Genomic DNA, 20,745 nt, shown 5'->3' with positions numbered 1-20,745 from the left:
TGTATGCAACAGAAAATCATTATCCTCGACTTCGGAAGTCAGACGACACAGCTCATCGCTCGCCGTCTGCGCGAACTCGACACGTTCTGTGAGATTTTGCCATACAACAAGTTTCCACAGGATGACAAAGAAGTCATCGGAGTGATTCTTGCCGGCAGCCCCTACAGCGTGTACGATCCCGAAGCTTTCAAGGTCGATCTCACACAGTTCCTGGGACGCCTTCCGGTGCTCGGCATCTGCTATGGTGCACAGTTCATTTCCTACAACAACGGCGGAAATGTAGAGCCTGCAGGAAGTCGCGAGTATGGCCGACAGAATCTTACCACCATCAACAAGGAGTGTCCGCTCTTCCGAGGCTTCGACAACAACTCTCAGGTATGGATGAGTCATGGCGATACCATTACCGCCATCCCAACAGGTTCAGAGGTAGTTGCCTCTACCGAAACTGTAGAGAATGCAGCATATTACTGTCCCGATGCCACATTGATGGGATCATACGATGGTCATCAGCCTGTGATGGGTGTGCAGTTCCACCCCGAAGTATTCCATTCGGTTCAGGGCACCCAGTTGCTCAAAAACTTCGTGGTTGATATTTGCGGTGGCCGTCAGGACTGGAGTGCCGACAACTACATCGAGACAACAGTTAAGGAACTGAAAGAGCAGATTGGCAACGACCGTGTCATCCTCGGTCTCTCTGGCGGTGTTGATTCATCCGTTGCTGCCGTACTTCTCAATCGTGCCATTGGCAATCAGCTGACCTGTATCTTTGTTGATCATGGTATGCTCCGCAAAAATGAGTTCTCTCAGGTGATGGAAGACTACAAGGTGCTTGGCTTGAATGTGATTGGTGTAGATGCCAGCGAGAAGTTCTTTGCTGATTTGGCAGGCGTTACCGATCCCGAACAAAAGCGCAAAATCATCGGTCGCGACTTCGTTGAGGTGTTCAATGCCGAAGCTAAGAAGATTACCGATGCCAAATGGCTTGCACAAGGCACTATCTATCCCGACCGCATCGAATCGCTCAACATCACCGGTAAGGTCATCAAGAGTCACCATAACGTGGGTGGACTGCCCGAAGAGATGCACCTCTCACTCTGCGAACCGCTGAAATGGCTCTTCAAGGACGAAGTACGCCGTGTCGGACGCTCGTTGGGAATGCCCGAACACCTGATCACCCGACATCCTTTCCCTGGTCCCGGACTGGCTGTGCGCATACTGGGTGACATCACTCCCGAACGTGTACGCGTCTTGCAAGATGCCGACGATATCTTCATCCGCGGTCTGCGCGACTATAAGGTCAAACTCTCTGGTGATGAAGCACGCCGTGTGCTTGCAGCAGGAGTACCTGCAGAAATGACCGATGGCGAGATAGAAGTATCACTCTACGACCAAGTATGGCAGGCAGGTGCCGTTCTCCTTGCCACGGTTCGTTCCGTAGGAGTAATGGGCGATGAGCGCACCTATGAGCATCCTGTTGCTCTGCGTGCCGTGACATCTACCGATGCCATGACCGCCGACTGGGCACATCTGCCTTACGACTTCATGGCTAAAGTATCTACCGAGATTATCAATAAGGTGAAGGGCGTAAACCGCGTTTGCTACGATATCTCGTCAAAACCACCTGCAACAATCGAGTGGGAATAACCCTAATAACACGACATCAATATGGCAACAGTTGACGACAAGAAGATAATCTTTTCGATGGTGGGAGTGTCGAAAATCATCCCACAAAACCAAAAACAAATACTGAAGGACATCTACTTATCGTTCTTCTATGGCGCAAAGATTGGCATCATCGGTCTGAATGGTGCTGGTAAATCTACGCTGATGAAAATCATTGCCGGACTCGAACAGCCTTCACGTGGTGAAGTGGTATGGAGTCCTGGTTATTCGGTAGGCTATCTGCCACAGGATCCTCCCCTTGACGAACAGAAGACGGTGAAGGAAAATGTGATGGAAGGTGTACAGCACATCTATGATGCGCTCGCTGAATATGAGGATATCAACAATAAGTTCGGGCTGGAAGAGTACTATGGCGACCCCGACAAGATGGACCAGCTGATGCAACGACAAGCCGAGGTGCAGGACATCATCGACTCTACAGATGCTTGGAACATCGACTCCAAACTGGAACGCGCTATGGATGCTTTACATTGTCCGCCGGGCGATTGGGCTGTTACCAACCTCTCTGGTGGTGAGCGTCGCCGTGTGGCGCTCTGCCGTTTGCTACTCCAAAAACCCGATGTGTTGTTGCTCGACGAGCCTACCAACCATCTTGACGCCGAGAGCATCGATTGGCTCGAACAGCATTTGCAGCAATATGAGGGTACTGTGATAGCAGTAACCCACGACCGCTACTTCCTTGACGACGTGAGCGAATGGATTCTTGAACTTGACCGTGGCGAAGGTATTCCCTGGAAGGGTAACTATTCTTCATGGCTTGACCAGAAGACTAAGCGCATGGAGCAGGAAGAAAAGACAGCTTCCAAGCGTCGCAAGACTCTGGAACGCGAATTGGAATGGGTGCGTATGGCCCCGAAGGCACGACAGGCTAAAGGTAAGGCGCGTCTGAACTCTTATGAGCAGATGCTGAACCAAGAGCAGAAAGAGCGTGAAGACAAGTTGGAGATATTCATTCCCAATGGTCCCCGTTTGGGCAATAAGGTGATAGAGGCTGTGCATGTGAAGAAGGCTTTCGGTGAGAAAGTGCTCTTCAACGACCTCAATTTCATGTTGCCTCCCAATGGCATTGTGGGTGTCATCGGTCCTAACGGCGCCGGCAAGACTACCTTGTTCCGTTTGATTATGGGGCTCGACCAAGCAGATGGCGGCACCTTTGAAGTGGGCGATACCGTGAAGTTGGCTTACGTTGACCAGCAACACAAGGACATCGATCCGAAAAAGACCGTCTATGAGGTTATCTCGCAAGGCAACGAAACGTTGCGTCTGGGCGGTCGCGATGTGAATGCACGAGCTTATATTTCCCGTTTCAACTTCTCTGGTACTGACCAGAGCAAGCTGTGTAGCGTATTGTCTGGTGGTGAACGCAACCGTCTGCAATTGGCTTTGGCATTGAAACAAGAGGGTAACGTGCTGTTGCTCGACGAGCCTACCAACGATATCGACGTGAACACACTCCGTGCTTTGGAGGAAGGTTTGGAGACATTTGCAGGTTGTGCCGTAGTTATCAGCCACGACCGTTGGTTCCTGGACCGTATCTGTACACACATTTTGGCCTTTGAGGGCAATGGCGAAGTATTCTTCTTTGAGGGCAGTTATTCGGAATACGAAATCAACAAAGCCCGCCGCTTGGGTGACACCGAAATCAAGAAAGGCCGTTACCGCAAGTTGATGGAAGAGTAAACAGCCCGTTGTCAACAACATTCTGACAAGTCCACAGGCGTTATTCAGTAACGTAACAATATCCAGCCCGACCGTTGTCCTGCCTATAGATGCAGTATCAACGGTCGGGCTGAATCTTTATAATCAGACGATTTATACCTGACGTCTATGGGGCCTACTATGACTTCTTCGCAAAAAGTGAAGCACCTATGCTTATTCCCAATACTCCCAGTATGAACACAAGAGATGCCACGGCATCTATCTCCACATACTCATGGATAAGCATTTTTACACCAATAAACACCAAGAGCACACATACTCCCAATTTCAGGTATCTGAATTTGTCGGATATGGCTGCCAGTAGGAAAAACATGGCACGCAATCCAAGTATAGCAAAAATATTAGAGAAGAACACCACGTAGGGATCAAGCGATACAGAGAATATAGCAGGAATGCTGTCGAAAGCAAATATCAAGTCGCTAAACTCAATAACGAGTACCGTGACAAACAGCGGAGTGAGCAAGAGTCGTCCTGCTCGTCGCACAAAGAACTTATCTCCTTCAAACTGAGTATGTATGCGTCCGGTCTTTGACAGCAGACGTACGAGCGGATGCTTTTCCACGTTCATTTCCGCCTTGTCGTTCCGATTGAGATACATCTTCACACCACTATACACAAGCACTACGCCAAAGACGAGCAATACCCAGTCGAAGCGACTGATAATGGCAGAACCGAGGAAGATAAACACAAAGCGCAATACAATGGCACCGAGTATTCCCCAGTTTAATACATGCTGATACTCATTTTTCCCAACTCCAAACGATGTGAATATCATCATCATGACAAACAGGTTGTCAACAGATAGCGTCTTTTCTATCAGATAACCAGAAATGTATGATACCGTCATGTAATGTCGGTATTGCTGCAAACTCATTTCAAAATCGTCGGGATGGAGTTTCAGGTGTGATGCATACTTCGAAGCAACCGTCTGTAGGTCATTAAAATTCTCTATGCCATGCACCATGTCGCCATGAAACCACAAAAACACAGCGAACAAAAGTGCCAAACCAATCCATACAAAAGTCCATACTGTTGCCTCGCGAATAGACACCACATGAGCTTTTCTGTCGATTACAAACATATCAAGCAGGAGAATAGCGGCTATGAATGCCACGAATCCTACCAAGAACATAGTTTCTGTCATTACCATTTGTTTCTCATTTTATCATTTAGAAAGCGCAAAGTTACTCATTGCATATTACAAACCTGTTACATCAGAGCTTATCATGCTCAATATTTAGTGTTTTTTAAGTACCAATGGTATTCGCGAACGTTAGGTTATCGAACACCACTTTGCCATCAACCTATTTCAAATGCATGTTTTCTTGAAATAGTCTGCTACGCTACGTAGCATATTGTGAATAGTGTATAGTTGTGCAATATTCCAAAAACGAAAAATTGATGGATATTGAGTAAATACGGTTAGCGCATCAGCATATAGTTATTTGAGTTTTTATAAAATTTCGACCACACGACCACAGATGTCTGCATCATGTTATCAGTCAAACTCTTACACGTGTGGTCGATTCCTGTGATTTGGAATTTACGACCACACTTCGACCACACTTATTGTTAAATGTCATCAACGTGAAACAGCAATGTGAATAAGCTATATCGATGCCTAAATGGGGGTGTGGTGATTATCACAACTTTTTCAAACCTTGATAATATTTTTATCTAACGTTGGATAATACTCTTATCTAACGTTGGATAATACTCTTATCAAACGTTGGATAACACTCTTGTCAAACGTTGGATAATACTCTTGTCAAACGTTGGATAACACTCTTATCAAACGTTGAATAATACTCTTGTCAAACGTTGAAAATACTTTTGTCAAGCGTCAGACAATAGTTTTGCCAAATGTTAGTCAATAGTTTTGCCAACCGTTAGGCAATAGTTTTGCTAATCGTTGGACAAACCTTGGCAAAACGTTATCAAAAAATATCGCTCAGTATTATTTCTGAGCGATATTCTTTATTTTTTGATAATCATATATGAGTATCGTGGATGCGCTTACAATTTGGTGGTCGATTGGTGGTCGATTGGTGGTCGATGTCTTTATAATCGACCACCGTTTAATGTGTTGATGGATAGCGGGATACACATTTCTGTGGTCGAGTGGTCGAATTTTTCTGAAAACTAAAATAACTGTATGCGACTCTCGCGTGTTATCCTTGTGATGTAATCCACAAAGGCTGTTCCCTGCCTATCTATCATTCGTTTTCAATTATCTATAGCAACTTATTGCATGCGATTGAAGCCTTCCCAACGCACATTCCATTTGCCATTTTTGGGGAAACCGGGGTTGAGCGGCTGTTGACATCCGTCCCATCCGCAACACATCATGGCAATGGCTGTGAGCAAAGATCCGTTGCCTGGCAGATAAAGTCGCAGACGGTCTGGAGTCTGGAAGTTGTGACCATTGGGCAGATAAGTATTCTTCTGTGTATCGATCAGCAATGCCTGAAGTGCGGTTTCGGGTTCTCCCAATCGGGCAGCAGTCATGGCTATCATGCCATAATCCCATCCCCAAGTGGTCCCCCAATGCCAGTTGTGCATCACGGCGTCAAGTGTGTGTCTCATCTTGATGCTGTCGATACCCTGAGTTGGGATGAGGCCGAAAGCACCCAGCACGGCAGGATGGTCGCTGTAGCAATGTTCGTCAAAGCGCGGTTCTTCCTTTGATGGAAGACCTGCCTGATAGATGCCGTTCTTCTCAGGCAATGGTGCAAGTCGCTTGATGATGTTGTCCCAGTCAGCATTACGGCTTTTGCCCATGCGCTCACGCCACTTTTGTGCTACTGTGAGTCCATAGCGCCAGTAACTGAGTTCGAAGGGATGGTTGTAGGAAAAGTCCTTGCGCATACATTCCTGCATGGCAGTGGCGCCAGTGAGTGGAATGTACTGCCCGCCGCGATCGCAGGCTTTGGCAAAGTCTGCCATAAATTCAGCAGTCTGTTCCACATGTTCAGCATAGGTCTTGAGCGTATGGTCTGATGGGTTGGCACGATACATTTCTTCTGCGAGATAGATGTAATGGGGTTGTTGCCAGAGCAGAAACGAACCAACGTTTGACGGTGCTTCGCCAGCCCAAGGGTCGGTCATCTTCATCCAGCGCAGTCCTTTGAATCCTTGACGCTTAGCTATATTGCGTGCAACGGGAGCTGCCACATCGTCGTACCAGCGTAACATGCGAGCCACTACGTCGGGTTGATTCCACAGACAGAAATCTACTGCGTGCCACCAAGTCATCTCCAGATGCGGACGACCAAACCAACTGTTGTAGGTCAAGCCAGTTTCCTGTGGGGGCATGTTGCCTGCGCAGTTGATATAGGTGAGATATTGTGATAGGACCACGCGACGCTCCAGTTCCTTGGCTCTTGGGTCGGTGCATTGTCCGAAATCAACAAATGCACCTGCTGACCAATGGCGGTGCCAGAATTTCTGGTTGCGCTTCATGTGGTCGGCAAAGGTTTCAGATGCGGGACGGTCGATGGGCTTAAGACAGTATTCTGCAGAAAATTCCAACACATCGTCGGTGGTTGATAGGGCATACTGATGGTTGCCCATGGGCTTCAGGTCGGCAATGCCGTTCCATCTCACATATATATAATAGGTGGTGGAGTCGAGTTGATGTTGAATCAGAGCAGATTGTGCATCCTGTTTGACGATTGATGAGGTGTGACGGTCTGTTTTGCTCCAGTCGGCTGCATGGTCGGCATGCTTTCCTGTGGGATAGGGGAGTCGTATGGCAACCTTTGCTTGCTGGTTTTTGAGTAGTGGACTCTTGACTCGTGCTACCAACTGGTCGCGGTCTGGACGGCAGAAAGTGATGACATCAACCGGTTTTCCGTCTGCCAGGAAATGAGAATCAATCTGAGCATCCCAGAGGTGAAGCTCCTGATGAATATCGGTGAGCTGGTTGAGGGCGATGGGTTTTGACTGGTTGTCGGTGAGTTGAAGACCGATGGCGCCGAGGTTGAGCCGATGTGGGTTGACGCGGAAATATTCGGTTGCCTGCTTGTTGCGTCCGTTCTGTTTGTATTCTACAGCATACACTTCCTGATGACCATGTCCTAAGTCGTAGGATTTTTCAGTATCAGCAGGTGTCAGTTTCTCGGTGTTGGGAAATGAGTGCCAACCCCAATCAGATATGGTGGTGAGGGGGATGCCTTGCTCATAATCGGTGGTGTAACTTTGCAGTCCGGTCACATCGACGGTGGCGGCAAAATGGCCGTTGCCTACTGTGAGCGATGCGAGATTGTCGGCTTTGGTGATGATGGGGTTGTTACGAAAAAGAACAGCCTCGCGATTAATCGAGGCTGTTGTATTGTCGGTATCGAAACCAAGCATTTCCATTTCAAGTGATGCCCATATAAATGGTCCTACACCCTTGGCATCGTTGTCTCTGACTGGTTCGCTAAGGTAATATTGGAACGAACCATCGCGTCGTTTGTTCTCTTTGACCTTTGGCGCAGCCTTCAACACTTTGGCGCTGATGCCCGGACCGAGGCCCGCTACCGCACAGCATTGTGTCAGCGAAATGGTCTTGTCGGCATTGACGCGGATGAAGTTGTTGATGATGCCCTTATAGGCTTTGATACCAGCATCACGGTATTTTTCTCCGAGATACCCCTTGCGGTAGGCTTTCAATAGTGCATAAGCAAACATCGACGAACAAGTAGATTCGAGATAGTTGCCTTCACGTTCGGGTGAATCCATCACCTGATACCACACACCAGTCTTTTTGTCTTGCCACTTGATAACAGCATCGAGGTCTTTGCGCAACAGCTCGATGACTTCGCCACGGCGACTGTAGTTCTCAGGTAGAGCATCAAGCAGTTCGATCAGTGCCATGGTGTACCATCCTTGCGCACGTCCCCAGCAATGCTGTGAAAGTCCGGTTTCCTTGTCCGCCCAGAACATCTCGTGTGTTTCGTCCCAAGCATGACGGTTGAGTCCGGTCTTGGGGTCGAATGTGCGCTGGTAGGTTACGCTGATTTGGTTGACCGCATCGTCGTAAATCTTCTGTGCATCTTTCTGCTTCAGCAGGTCGCGAGCGGTAAGTGTGTAGAATGGCAATCCCATGAAGATACCGTCGAGCCATACCTGATAGCTGTAGATGGCCTTGTGCCAATATACTTTGTCGGCAATGGTGCGTGGTTGTTTTTTCAACTGCTTCATCATGAGTTGCATGGCGCGCAGATTCTTTTTCTCTGGTTGGAGTTGGTACATACGTGTTACGAAATGGCCGGTACGTATGTTGTCGAGGTTATAGTCTTCCATACGAAAACCTCGAATTGCTCCGTTTGGGGCAATCATCGTGTCGGTATATTCGCGGCAGTAGGCGAGAATGTCATCGCCGCCGTATTTCAGATATGTATCAAGCATGGCTTCCAGTTCGATACCCATTACATAACTCCATTTGGGTTTGCTGGAAAAATCGAGCAGGTAGGATTTGGGTACACGCTTCATTTCAGAATAAGTGAGCCATTGGCTGTAGTTTTTGAAAGGTTTCTCCTGAAGCGCAAGCGAACCGTTGATGAAGAGATTGTCGAAGCGCACGTCGCGTGTCATGCCTTTGATACTGTTTCCATCGCGTACACCGTTGAAACGGCAGTTCTTTACATTGATGTCATATACATAGCAGGCAGTGTCGAGTGCGATAATCTGCACACCGTATTGTGATTTCTCACAAGTGATGTTTTCGATATTGATATTGCGTACGGTGGGGATGTATCCACGACAGCAAATCTCGTTGTGCTCGTAGTCGAGGTTGATTTTCAGTACGCTTTCCTTGCAGACACCCACTTTGATGTTGCGGGCATTGATGTTTTCGATGATACCGCCACGGCAAGTATTGGTCTTGATGCGTACCACACGCTCCAGTTCGGGCGAGTCCATCACGTTGTTCTCGGCATAGACGTTGCGGCATCCGCCCGATATTTCAGAACCGATAACCACACCACCGTGACCGTTTTTCATCTCACAGTTGCGGATGATAATGTTCTCACTGGGGCGATCCCAAAGGCGTCCGTCACGGTTGCGCCCACTCTTAATGGCAATACAGTCGTCGCCAGTATTGAAATAACAGTTTTCTATCAGCACGCCATCGCACGACTCAGGGTCACATCCATCGCCGTTAGGACCGTCGTTGATAATCTTCATACCACGTACGGTGATGTTTTTCGATAGCAGGGGATGAATCACCCAGAATGGAGAACGCAGCAGGGTGAGGTCTTCCAAGAGGATGTTCTCACACTGGTTGAAGTTGATGAGCTGTGGGCGCAGACCGTCATTCTTGGTGAAAATGCGCTCGTTCATATCAATACCGTCTTCTGCTTGCTTCAGCAATCGGGCACGGGTGCCACTGCGCTGGTTGGGCAGTTTGTCGGGTGCACCTCCGAAGTAGGGTACGCCCGTCCATTGCCACCATGTATCTTTCGAGCCGCCACCATCGATAGTACCTTCACCAGTCACAGCAATGTTCTGCTGCTTGTAGGCATAGATGCATGGACTGACGTTGTGGCAATCGAGACCTTCCCAACGTGTAGGCACCACGGGGTAGAGGTCTGGTTCAAACACAAACTGCAACTTGGCGTCTTTCTCCACTACGAGATTGACGTTTGACAACAGGGTGATGGCACCTGTGAGATAGGTACCTGCCGGTACGATGACGCGGCCACCGCCTCTCTTAGAACAAGCCAGAATGGCCTTGTTGATGGCTTTCTGGTTCTTGGCAGCTGTGTTTCCTGTCTTTGCACCATATTTGGTGATGACAAAATCACGTTCTGGGAATGTCGGAGCCTTAATGCTCTGTTCGATGCGCTTATACTCATTGTCGTCCCAGGCTTTGGCCTGTGCGGCGATGGGTACAATGATGGCTACGAACAATAATTGTAGTAGTCTTTTCATTATTTTGAGTGTTTTAGTAGATTTTTCGGTGCAAAGATAAGCATTTTATTTGGAAATAAGTCAAATATGTATTACTTTTGTGTGATATAAATGTGAAGATTATGACTAAGATAGCAGATTTTTTAAACAAGAACGACCGCTTTGCTGCAGACGCAGGGTGTCGTATCGTGGAAATGGAAGAGGGAAGGGCTGTTGCAGAAATGACAGTTACACCCCATCATCTCAATGGCGGCGGAGTCTGTCAGGGCGGTGCACTGTTTACACTTGCCGACTTGGCATTGGCTGCCGTGATGAACAGTAGGGGGCAATTGACCTTCGGTATAGAGAACAATATCATGTTTATGGCATCGGCGCGTGTAGGCGATAGACTGCGTGCAGAAGCCCGAGAGGTGGCAGACCATCCGAAGATTCCAACCGTAGAAGCCCGTATTACGAATCAGAATGGACAACTCTTGTGTGTGGTGACAGGTGTGGCTTATCGTAAGAAAGAGGCACTGGTAATGGAATAATCCCTATTCCATAGCTACTCCTTTGCCTTCACTATCTCATATTCCAAAACTTTTTTCAATCCCAACACGTTCATATAGTAATCTCGCGTACCTATTATATATACTTGATGGTTCCACAGTTCGGGGTTGTCCTTGAGGTTGAGTTTCTTGCGTATTGATGCTCTGTCGGTCAAGCAGACAGGTAGAAAACTGTTTTTGTCAATTGTCTCGTCTGTCTGACTGTCGGTTACAATCGGAGTATCTGACAGTAGGATAGAGGTGCTCGAAGTGAAGGGAGGCCATAGAAGTATGTTGTTTAGACTCTTGTAGGCTGTGCCGACAATGTATGCCTTGACGCAGATTTGACGGTCCACATCTGTCAATTGCGCTTCTGCCACTGTCAATGCGTTCTGCTTGATAGTGGGATCAATGCCCGTTACTGGTACTATTGTACCGGTAGAGTCGGTTGCTGTAGTGTCACGGTCTTCTTTCGCAGGTGGATCTTCTACCATATCCAACTGCTTTTCACATCCGGTGGAACATGTCAGTATTGCCACCAAGAACCATATAAAATAGTGCTGCTTCATGGGGCAAAGATAATGAAAATGCTTGAAAATGAGAAAAAAACACGTGAAAATTTGCTCTTTTCTGAAATAAATGCTATATTTGCCACCGATAAGCCTATGTCGGCTGTTGCCGAACTATCTTATCATTCATAGTTAGGGGTTGGTAGCGTCCTGCACCAACCCCATTTTGTTGAACCTTCAATGCATATCATGTGGTTCATGTTGCCGTTGAACAAGTCGGAAATATATGATGACAGCGTTAAACTTGCAAAATCAGTTTGACATTTCAACTTTTATTCGTAAATTTGCAAGTCATTAGTAAATATCTATTAAAAGAATACATAAAACATGGGAATTTTATCTAAAATATTCGGACGTAACACCGATGAACAGCAGAAAACAGGAGGCATGGAAGACTTCATGACTCTCATTCGCGTTTATTTCCAGGCCGTAATGGCAGCAGACTTGGGCATTACCAATCTGGCTGCATTGCCCGATTTACGCGTGTTTAAACAAACACTCCACGTGCCAACTCAAAACAATAAGCTCGGTGTGGGAGAAAAGTCACGCTGCAAGAAAATGCTGAAAGAGATATATGGCATGAGCGATGACTTCACTAAAGAGATAGACCAAAGCATTCGTCGTCGCTGCAAGAAACCGCAGGATGTGCAAACCTATATGATTCAGTTTTCTGCGTTCTCACAAGACTTGATGATGCTTACCGGAAACCTGATGAAGTTCAAACTTCGCTTGCCCGGATTCTTCAAAAAGGCTCTTTATACCATGACCGAAAAGACTATCAATGACATCTTCAATAAAAACGATTATAGTGATGCAGGTGTTCTGAAGTCTATCGTGGCAATCCGTCAATACAACCAGAAACTTGGTTTCTCACAGCGATGGGTAACCGATTTCGTATATCATGTAGTGATGCTTGCTAAAAAAGAAAAGCAGCCAGCACAACAAGAAACGAAATAAAAAAAGTTAAATATATTACAGAAAAGGTTGCACTTTGTATAAAAAATGTTACCTTTGTAGAGATTAAGGGTGTGTCTTTAATGTTTTGCAGCCAAGGTCATGATTGGCATAACCAAACAGCTCAAGGCAAAGAAGACAAAAATAAGTATCAATGACGCCTAACGAGAAAACTATAGCAACGTTTGAAACCCGCATGAGGCAGATGATTCTCCGATTTCAAGAACTGAAAAAGGAGAACAATGACCTATACGCCCAAATCGAAGAGGACGAAAAGCAAATGGAAACGCTGCGACAACAGTTGGATCAAAAGCAGAAAGACTACGAGGCCCTTAAGATGGCACGCATGATCAGTATTACCGATGGCGACTTGCAAAGCGCTAAAGACAGACTGGCGAAGCTCATCAGAGAAGTGAATAAGTGTATTGGAATCCTTAGCGATGAAAACGAATAGAGGAGACCGAACCATGGCAGAAACAAACCGAGACAAGTTACATATCAAGCTGCACGTCTATGACGAGGAAATCGAAGTGGTAATCAACCGCGACGATGAGGAGTTCTATCGCTCGGCAGCAAAGCTCATCACTGAAAGATATAATGCATACGCTGCGGCATACAAAACCCGTAAAAGCGAACACATAATATCTTTGATGACACTTATAGATATAGCACTGCTCTATCAAAAGGAACGCGCCAACCATGACGCAGAGCCTTTCAAGAATATTCTCGATAAGTTGACAGCCGAAGTGGAACATGCACTGAAAGAAAAGTAATATACTGAAACGAGAATATTAATAATATATATCAAATTTAATCTATGGACATATTAGTCATCCTTGCTATCATTGCCGCCCTTCTAATTGGCGGACTCTGTGGCTTTATGATTTTCCGTCATGTCATCAAAGGAAAATATAATGAAATGGTAGAGGCTGCCAATAAGGAAGCCGAAGTTATCAAAGAGAAGAAACTGCTCGAGGTCAAAGAGAAGTTCCTCAATAAGAAAAGCGAACTGGAAAAGGAAGTGCAACAGCGAAACCAGCATATCCAGCAAAGCGAAAATAGACTGAAACAGCGTGAGATCTCGCTCAACCAACGTCAGGAGGAACTGGGTCGCAGAAAGAATGAACTCGACAACCTGCAAACGCGCATTGACAACGAAAAGAAGTTGCTGGTCCTGAAAAACGAAGAACTTGAGAAGATGCAATTGCAGGAGCGTGCTAAGCTGGAAGAACTCTCTGGACTGAGTGCAGACGAAGCAAAGGCCCGATTGGTTGAAGCCATGAAGGATGAAGCTAAGACAGATGCTGCTAGCTATATCAACGAAATTATGGATGAGGCCAAGCTGAATGCCAATGCTCAGGCTAAGAAAATTGTGATACAGACCATTCAGCGAGTGGCAACAGAAACTGCTGTAGAGAATGCTGTTTCTGTATTCCATATCGATAACGACGAAGTGAAAGGACGTATCATCGGACGTGAAGGTCGTAATATCCGTGCACTTGAAGCTGCCTGTGGCGTTGAAATCGTTGTAGATGATACTCCTGAGGCTATCGTTATTTCTGCGTTTGATCCTATCCGTCGTGAAACTTGCCGTTTGGCTCTCCATCAACTTGTCAGCGATGGACGTATCCATCCTGCGCGTATTGAAGAGGTTGTGACCAAAGTGAAAAAACAACTGGAGAACGAAATCATCGAAACAGGTAAACGTACGGCTATAGACCTCGGTATTCATGGATTACACCCAGAGTTGATTCGTATCATCGGTAAGATGAAATATCGCTCATCATACGGACAAAACCTATTGCAGCATGCACGCGAAACTGCCAACCTCTGTGCGGTTATGGCTTCCGAACTTGGATTGAATCCTAAGAAAGCTAAACGTGCCGGTCTGCTCCATGATATTGGTAAGGTGCCCGATGAGGAGAGTGAATTGCCACATGCACTCTATGGCGCAAAGATTGCTGAGAAATATAAAGAGAAACCCGATATCTGCAATGCTATCGGTGCTCACCACGACGAGATGGAGATGCAGACTTTGTTGGCTCCTATCGTACAGATTTGTGATGCTATCAGTGGCGCACGTCCAGGCGCTCGACGCGAAATCGTAGAAGCATATATCAAGCGTCTTAACGACCTTGAGGCTATTGCCATGAGTTATCCCGGTGTTACCAAGACCTATGCTATTCAAGCTGGTCGCGAGCTGCGTGTCATCGTTGGTGCAGATAAGATGGATGACGCAGAGACCGAGGCACTCAGTGGTGAGATTGCTACCAAGATTCAGAATGAGATGACCTATCCCGGACAGGTGAAGATTACTGTCATCCGTGAAACTCGTTCTGTGGCTTACGCCAAATAAAAGCAATTCATAGTATCAAATAACGAAGACTCCTTCTTTGCCTAATAGGGAAAGAGGGAGTCTTTGCTGTATATCATGCGGACCTTTGGTGGTTATTTGCTTTTTCTTATTCATTTTCTTTGTCATACAAAGAATATTTCGTAACTTCGCACCGAAAGATTAAAACACAGAACTATGAAAGGTATCGTATTGGCAGGAGGTAGTGGCACACGTCTCTATCCTATCACAAAGGGAATATCCAAGCAACTGATTCCCATTTTCGACAAACCGATGATTTACTATCCTATATCGGCTTTGATGCTGGCAGGCATACGGGAGATTCTTATCATCTCTACTCCTTATGACCTTCCTGGTTTTAAACGCTTGTTGGGAACAGGTGAAGACCTCGGAGTACGTTTCGAATATGCAGAACAACCATCGCCGGATGGACTGGCACAGGCCTTTATTATAGGTGAAGAGTTTATTGGCAAAGATAGTGTATGTCTTGTCTTGGGCGATAATATCTTCTATGGTAGTGGATTCACGGGATTGCTCCATCAGAGTGTGAAAAATGCGGAACAAAAAGGACTCGCTACGGTGTTTGGCTACTATGTCAACGACCCAGAGCGCTATGGCGTGGCAGAATTTGATGCCGACGGCAATTGCCTCAGCATCGAAGAGAAACCCGCAACCCCCAAATCCAACTATGCCGTGGTGGGGCTCTATTTCTATCCAAACAGCGTGGTGGAAATTGCCAAAAATATCAAGCCAAGTGCACGAGGCGAATTGGAAATAACAACAGTCAATCAACAATATCTGTCACAAAAGACGCTGAAGGTGCAGACATTGCAGCGTGGTTTCGCATGGCTCGACACGGGCACTCACGACTCACTGTCGGAGGCTTCTACCTTTATCGAAGTGATCGAAAAGCGTCAAGGACTGAAAGTGGCCTGTCTGGAAGAGATTGCCTACAAGCATGGTTGGATTACGAAAGAGAAACTTCGTGAGGTGGCTGCTCCAATGGCAAAAAACGAATATGGCAAATACCTCCTGCAACTGGCAGAGAAATAACAGGACACCGTCTTTTTGGAAGGCATCACTCTTCGCCCGGAAAGCGCGACCACATAAGAAGATACCGCCCGATGCGTTACACATCGGGCGGTATCTTCTTATCGCAGCAAGCCTTGCCAACTCACGGGCCGACCATCTTCCGTTGCTCCATCTATCGTGACAAGATAGCGTTTCGATGAGTCGGAAGAATAAAAACGCACAATGGCTTCACCAGCATCGTCGGTTTGCAACGAGGGATTCCAATAGAGCGTCGTGCGATAGTCGGGGCGCGTATAGTCGCTCTTATCCGTCTTGGGATACTGTGGTGAATAGAACTCCATATTGTAGCGATAGCCCAACGGGGATATCCTTGCCATGGAGAGCAGGTGTTTGCGCTTTCCTATCTCCGAACCATCTTTAAGGAAGATGAACAACACGCCAGGGATTCTGCCTCTAATATCAGCGCGCACACCATACATCGTATTCTGAGGATGGTTCATCGAGAAATATTCTATACTCCGCACATTCTGCGGCAAGATAGCCAATATTTCTTCGTCATCTGTTTCTGCCACATTGTCCACATATTTTTTTCCAACAATCTGTCCAATACCACCGACTCTCTTGTGGCCATCTTCACCAACAGAACAATAGATGCCCAACTGGCTGAGGAGTGTTTCCATGGATGCCGCATGCTCAATACGAGGATCATTCGGATAAAGATTGCGAGGGGCTTCCAGTTGGCCATAGTTCATCGATTTGGGTTTCTTTTTACTTCCTTTCTTCTCAAATTCGGGCAGTTCTACCACGCCATTCCAAGCATACATCTGCTGTTGGTTGCTCTGCTTGACATAGACGGACAAATCATTGCCCGTTTGACAAGCATAGTGAGGCAATCTCACCGTAGGGGGTATTTGCTTGTCAACTTGTAGTTCGACCATCTCCGTACTACCACTTTTTTTTGTGCCTTCCAATAGCCATGTCGTGCCTTCGGGACTGTCCACCGTCAGCGAGAAACGACTGCTGTCGCCCAACTCAAACTCATGGCGCACTCCCTCCGCGGGGTTCACCAATAGCAGATGAGGATTCTTTAATTTCGATTTCAACGTGCCTTTCACTCTGCCCGTGATACGTTGTTCTGTCTCTATCGGATAGGTCATCTGTGGATAGCGGCCACGAAGCATATCGGCAAGGGGATAGACGCCATCGCGGCGACTCACTGCCCATTGCGATAGTGTTGGCTGCAACGTGTCGGGCTTCACCACGTCATAGTCGGTCACCGAAACCGAAAAAGTGCCTTTTAAGGGGCGGCCTTCCTGATCGGTCAAGGTCAGCGTGGACGCTATGGGCATCTTCTTGCCTTCTGTCATCTGACTTTTCATGCTCACACATATGCTGTCGCGACTGGCAATCTGCGTCTCACAAGAGGCCAAGACCAATTTGTCTTGAGGACGGATCATGGCCACCGTCACTACGCCTGGACGCAAACGGCCCATGCCGATTCGCAACACACGCGAACCGACATAGGGTGTTTCCACCAAGTTGCCGCCACCATATATCACACAGGTCAACGTGTCAGACTCGCTCGCATCCGACATGCGGATCAGCAATTGTCCCTTGCGTTGCTTCACTTCCAATAGGGGCGATGATTGCAGGGCAATAGGTGCTTCCACGCACGACACATAGCGGTCGTCGCCCGTCTTTGCAGTCACATAGATGGGCTTATAGCAGAAATAATCCGAACCGAAGTTGCGCATCCACTGTGTATAGGCCACCAGCGTGTAGCAACCACTCGCCATCGTCTTCGATAGAAACATCGCATTGGCAAACACGCCACTACTGTCACAACGCACTTTCATGCGCTGGACCAACGTGTCGGCATTCTGTTCATAGAGTTCCACATAGACATAGCGCGAGCGTGACACAGGGATGCGAGTGGCGGCATCCAACAGATGAGCACGAAACCATATCGTGTCGCCAACCATATAATAAGGACGATCTGTGTGCAGATAGATTCGCTCCTGCGGAACCTTTGAGTAATAGTCAAGCAGATGAGACATCACAGAGATGCTGTCATTATTCATCGCACTTGCCTTGAACCCGCAGGTGCTCAGCAAAATAAACAAGAACAACTTCCTACACATCTTAATTGTATCTATATTCGCAATCAGATTTACATTGCATATTGTATTTCTGCATCCGATTATTCTTTTGGTTTAGAGAAGGCTGCTACGCAACGACAGAGGGCATCGGGATTGCCCATGTCATACATCTCACCATCAAGCCGCACACCCATCATGCCATGGTTGCTACGAACGGCCTCAAGTGCTGAGGTGAGCTCTATCTCGCGTGTATGGTCGTTTCCTTCATCGGCTTTTCGTATATCGGTTTCCAACTGCTGGAAGACCTCCGGTGTGAGGATATACTGTCCAAACACACTGCAATACTCTTTCTTTCCATCGTTGCCACGCACACCAAGGAACTCTTCGGCATAACTGGCCTTGGGTTTCTCGTTCATTGCCGATACATTGAGAATGGTGTTCTCTTTGTCTTCCCAGATGCCACTGAGTATGCCGTAACGACTAACTTCGGTCAGTGGAACGGAATGGATACTGACCATGAGTCTGTTGTAGCGCTCATATTCCTCGATGAGTTGTAGGGCACAGGGTTTATTGCGATGGCTACGGTAGATCGTGTCACCTAAGAGTAGGAGCACTGGCTCATTGTGTGTGAATTCCACAGCCTGATAAACGGCATGGCCGAAACCGCGCTTTTCTTTTTGATATACGTAGCGCAGTCGCTTACCGATATCAAGAATGCGGTTTTCATATTCTTGTGCTTCGGTATTGAGCTTCGACAGATGTTCTGCAGAAAGCGGTGTTTCGAAGAATTCAGTATAGAGTTTACGTTCCTCCTCAGAGCCCAATACGAGACAAATCTCCTCGATGCCACTCTTTACCAGTTCTTCAAGCAAAATGAGAATGACGGGGCGCACCATGCCATCGGCACAGGGTATGGGGAAAAAGTCCTTCTTTAATCCGCGGGTCGCGGGGTATAGTCGTGTGCCGAAACCTGCCACGGGGATAATAGCGCGACGTACCGTATGTACAGGGTTGATGGTCAATTGGTAGGCACGCATGCCTTCGCTGTTGAGGTAATCAACCAATTTCTTCTGTGATTCCGCATCGCGTGCGAGAAATTGCACACTTCCATCGCCGTGTGAACCAACACCCTTTCCACCATATACCAATGGTTGGATGGCAGGATCCCTCAATACTTCATGGAGTTTTGGTGCTTGTAGTGCAGGCGACATGGGCGTGATGTATTCCTCAAACATATTTTCTGTCTCTGTCATCAGTTGGCCCAGTTGCTCCACTTGTCCCTCTGCCATATATTTCACAGCACGTTCTATGATTTTGTGGTTCCATTCTCCTAACGCCCGATGGAGGTTTTGCTCCTTCTCGTTTTGCGCAAATGGATAGGGCTTATTCAAGTCAGAAAGGATGCGGATTGTATCTTTTGCAGTGCAAAGGTCTGCAAACACCCAGTGTAGTGTCTTTTTGACATTGAGTGACTGCACTTCGATTTCATCGCCATCAAAGGTCATCAGATTGGGTTTCACACCAAAGGCGCATGCTTGGTCAAGTCGTCCGCAACGTGACGAAGTGCGCTGTTCACCGAGATAGGCGATATTCATTTCGCCCATGGTGTTGAGGTTCAAGTTGTACAGCAAGTTGAAAGCACGTGCAACCAAAACACAAATAGCTGCAGATGACGATAGTCCGCTCTTCATGGGAAGCGTCATATTGGTGATGCGGATGCGTACACCACCTACCTTATACCATTCCAACATGTAGCTAGCTACACCTGCACAGTAGCAGAAGAACGATCCCGATTTGGCAACACGCTTCAGATCTGTCTCTGTCATGCGGCATGAAAAGTCACGCCACGCATCTTTCATTTCAGCGGCATCGCTATGCATTTCGAAGTTGGAGGCTTTCTCCACTTCTGCATAAATTCCTTGTTCGATACCAGTAACTATAGCCATACCCGGAAGGATATCGGCATTCATGGTTCGGTAATGGCCTGCCCAGTCGGTGTGTTCTCCAAAGAGGCACAAACGCCCCGGAACAAATAGTTTCAACATAAATAAGTCTTAGCTTGGTTATATATTCAGTTCACAAAGTTAAAACAAAAGAATGAGAAATCACGAATTTCTGTTAGAATAATTTGGAGATACTGAAATTTTACCTTAAATTTGCATCATATAATGGTAATATTGCCAGTAACCCATCTTAAAAAACAATAGGCTTATCGATTAAATTCTACCCTCAAGAAATCAAAACATTTGGACCATGAAGGGATATGCAAACTGCTCCGACGATATGTTGGTGCAAGCCTATATGGAGGGCAAGGATTCTGCTTTCGATGAGTTGTTGGCACGCAATCAGCAGCAATTATTCGATTTTATCTTGGCTTTGACCCGTGATAAGGACAAAGCCGATGACCTCTTTCAAGAAACTTTCATCAGAGCTATCGTGAAGATGAAAGATGGACAATACTTCAATCAGGGTAAGTTTCTATACTGGTTGATGCGTATTGCCCGTAATTTGCTGATTGATGATGTGAGAAAACAAAAGAAAGAACAGGCGGTAAATATCAGCGATGACGAGTTGCTGACGGTCATAGATTGTGGACATCCCTATAAAAGTAGGGAAGATATGCTGGTGGCTGAGGAACTCAGTGGCCACATGCGACAACTGATGGATCTGCTTCCTGATGAACAGCGCGAGGTGGTATTGATGCGTTATTATCAGGGTTTGCAGTTTAAAGACATAGCCGAAATTACCAATGTCAGTATCAATACTTCGCTTGGGCGTATGCGCTATGCCATTCGCAATATGCGCCGTATGGCCAAACGTATTAATTTGATATAGTATCTGATAGTATGATGTGAGGTATGAAACTCCTTTGCACCAATACTGATGTTTCATCTTGGTGTAAAGGAGTTGTC

14 protein-coding genes are annotated in these 20,745 nt (G+C 46.9%); 9 read left to right on the top strand and 5 right to left on the bottom strand.

The genetic code is table 11. From position 1 onward, the window contains the following. Positions 1–3 precede the first annotated feature (3 nt). On the top strand, positions 4–1,644 hold the full coding sequence (gene guaA, locus CIK88_RS11050) for a glutamine-hydrolyzing GMP synthase (RefSeq protein WP_094390121.1): 1,641 nt from the start codon (positions 4–6) through the stop codon (positions 1,642–1,644). Positions 1,645–1,665: 21 nt separating this feature from the next. Further along, positions 1,666–3,363, top strand: coding sequence for an energy-dependent translational throttle protein EttA (ettA, locus tag CIK88_RS11045; protein WP_094436475.1), 1,698 nt, complete (start codon positions 1,666–1,668; stop codon positions 3,361–3,363). A gap of 157 nt (positions 3,364–3,520) precedes the next feature. Here the strand turns inward: ettA and CIK88_RS11040 are convergent, their stop codons facing one another. Together CIK88_RS11040 and CIK88_RS12830 are read right to left on the bottom strand one after the other, a co-directional pair. Next, the gene (locus tag CIK88_RS11040; RefSeq protein ID WP_094436473.1) at positions 3,521–4,552 is read right to left on the bottom strand and encodes a TerC/Alx family metal homeostasis membrane protein; all 1,032 of its coding nucleotides are present in this window, start codon (positions 4,550–4,552) and stop codon (positions 3,521–3,523) included. A gap of 1,094 nt (positions 4,553–5,646) precedes the next feature. After that, positions 5,647–10,320, bottom strand: a complete 4,674-nt coding sequence (locus tag CIK88_RS12830) for a glycoside hydrolase family 88 protein (protein WP_094436471.1) — start codon at positions 10,318–10,320, stop codon at positions 5,647–5,649. A gap of 101 nt (positions 10,321–10,421) precedes the next feature. Here CIK88_RS12830 and CIK88_RS11030 point away from each other — a divergent pair, with 101 nt between their 5' ends. Further along, entirely contained in the window at positions 10,422–10,829 is a 408-nt protein-coding gene (locus CIK88_RS11030) for a PaaI family thioesterase (RefSeq protein WP_094390114.1), read from the top strand. Between the two features lie 14 nt (positions 10,830–10,843). Here the strand turns inward: CIK88_RS11030 and CIK88_RS11025 are convergent, their stop codons facing one another. Next, positions 10,844–11,320 (bottom strand): DUF6359 domain-containing protein, encoded by a 477-nt coding sequence (locus CIK88_RS11025; protein WP_144269609.1) that lies wholly within the window; start codon positions 11,318–11,320, stop codon positions 10,844–10,846. Positions 11,321–11,722: 402 nt separating this feature from the next. Here CIK88_RS11025 and CIK88_RS11020 point away from each other — a divergent pair, with 402 nt between their 5' ends. The 5 genes from CIK88_RS11020 (at position 11,723) to rfbA (ending at position 15,755) form a co-directional block, all read left to right on the top strand. Then, positions 11,723–12,352: a hypothetical protein gene (locus CIK88_RS11020; RefSeq protein ID WP_094390112.1), complete on the top strand. Its 630-nt coding sequence runs from the start codon at positions 11,723–11,725 to the stop codon at positions 12,350–12,352. Positions 12,353–12,503: 151 nt separating this feature from the next. Next, positions 12,504–12,803, top strand: a complete 300-nt coding sequence (locus tag CIK88_RS11015) for a hypothetical protein (RefSeq protein ID WP_094390111.1) — start codon at positions 12,504–12,506, stop codon at positions 12,801–12,803. A gap of 13 nt (positions 12,804–12,816) precedes the next feature. After that, on the top strand, positions 12,817–13,122 hold the full coding sequence (locus tag CIK88_RS11010; protein ID WP_094390110.1) for a cell division protein ZapA: 306 nt from the start codon (positions 12,817–12,819) through the stop codon (positions 13,120–13,122). A gap of 44 nt (positions 13,123–13,166) precedes the next feature. Next, on the top strand, positions 13,167–14,705 hold the full coding sequence (gene rny, locus CIK88_RS11005; protein WP_094390109.1) for a ribonuclease Y: 1,539 nt from the start codon (positions 13,167–13,169) through the stop codon (positions 14,703–14,705). A 174-nt stretch (positions 14,706–14,879) separates the two neighbouring features. Continuing rightward, positions 14,880–15,755, top strand: a complete 876-nt coding sequence (rfbA, locus tag CIK88_RS11000) for a glucose-1-phosphate thymidylyltransferase RfbA (RefSeq protein WP_094390108.1) — start codon at positions 14,880–14,882, stop codon at positions 15,753–15,755. 98 nt (positions 15,756–15,853) lie between these two features. On the opposite strand, the gene CIK88_RS10995 is transcribed toward rfbA, so the two are convergent. Together CIK88_RS10995 and CIK88_RS10990 are read right to left on the bottom strand one after the other, a co-directional pair. Continuing rightward, on the bottom strand, positions 15,854–17,815 hold the full coding sequence (locus CIK88_RS10995; RefSeq protein WP_094436469.1) for a hypothetical protein: 1,962 nt from the start codon (positions 17,813–17,815) through the stop codon (positions 15,854–15,856). 119 nt (positions 17,816–17,934) lie between these two features. Beyond that, complete coding sequence (locus CIK88_RS10990) at positions 17,935–19,878, bottom strand: sugar phosphate nucleotidyltransferase (protein WP_094390104.1); 1,944 nt, start codon at positions 19,876–19,878, stop codon at positions 17,935–17,937. Between the two features lie 208 nt (positions 19,879–20,086). Here CIK88_RS10990 and CIK88_RS10985 point away from each other — a divergent pair, with 208 nt between their 5' ends. Continuing rightward, a complete protein-coding gene (locus tag CIK88_RS10985) occupies positions 20,087–20,668 on the top strand; it encodes a sigma-70 family RNA polymerase sigma factor (RefSeq protein ID WP_094436467.1) in 582 nt (193 codons plus the stop codon). Positions 20,669–20,745: the final 77 nt, after the last annotated feature.

The sequence above is a fragment of the Prevotella sp. P5-50 genome (genome assembly GCF_002251295.1).
GTDB lineage: Bacteria > Bacteroidota > Bacteroidia > Bacteroidales > Bacteroidaceae > Prevotella.
Note: the sequence above shows the minus strand (reverse complement) of the source record. Positions and strands in the feature narration are given on the sequence as shown.

What these genes read in the sequence shown, in the direction of transcription:
- CIK88_RS11025 (WP_144269609.1), bottom strand. Translation starts at nt 11,320, where the DNA reads ATGGTAGAAGATCCACCTGCGAAAGAAGACCGTGACACTACAGCAACC.
- CIK88_RS11020 (WP_094390112.1), top strand. Translation starts at nt 11,723, where the DNA reads ATGGGAATTTTATCTAAAATATTCGGACGTAACACCGATGAACAGCAG.
- CIK88_RS12830 (WP_094436471.1), bottom strand. Translation starts at nt 10,320, where the DNA reads ATGAAAAGACTACTACAATTATTGTTCGTAGCCATCATTGTACCCATC.
- CIK88_RS11010 (WP_094390110.1), top strand. Translation starts at nt 12,817, where the DNA reads ATGGCAGAAACAAACCGAGACAAGTTACATATCAAGCTGCACGTCTAT.
- rny (WP_094390109.1), top strand. Translation starts at nt 13,167, where the DNA reads ATGGACATATTAGTCATCCTTGCTATCATTGCCGCCCTTCTAATTGGC.
- CIK88_RS11030 (WP_094390114.1), top strand. Translation starts at nt 10,422, where the DNA reads ATGACTAAGATAGCAGATTTTTTAAACAAGAACGACCGCTTTGCTGCA.
- CIK88_RS10990 (WP_094390104.1), bottom strand. Translation starts at nt 19,878, where the DNA reads ATGTTGAAACTATTTGTTCCGGGGCGTTTGTGCCTCTTTGGAGAACAC.
- guaA (WP_094390121.1), top strand. Translation starts at nt 4, where the DNA reads ATGCAACAGAAAATCATTATCCTCGACTTCGGAAGTCAGACGACACAG.
- CIK88_RS10995 (WP_094436469.1), bottom strand. Translation starts at nt 17,815, where the DNA reads ATGAATAATGACAGCATCTCTGTGATGTCTCATCTGCTTGACTATTAC.
- ettA (WP_094436475.1), top strand. Translation starts at nt 1,666, where the DNA reads ATGGCAACAGTTGACGACAAGAAGATAATCTTTTCGATGGTGGGAGTG.
- CIK88_RS11040 (WP_094436473.1), bottom strand. Translation starts at nt 4,552, where the DNA reads ATGGTAATGACAGAAACTATGTTCTTGGTAGGATTCGTGGCATTCATA.
- CIK88_RS11015 (WP_094390111.1), top strand. Translation starts at nt 12,504, where the DNA reads ATGACGCCTAACGAGAAAACTATAGCAACGTTTGAAACCCGCATGAGG.
- rfbA (WP_094390108.1), top strand. Translation starts at nt 14,880, where the DNA reads ATGAAAGGTATCGTATTGGCAGGAGGTAGTGGCACACGTCTCTATCCT.
- CIK88_RS10985 (WP_094436467.1), top strand. Translation starts at nt 20,087, where the DNA reads ATGAAGGGATATGCAAACTGCTCCGACGATATGTTGGTGCAAGCCTAT.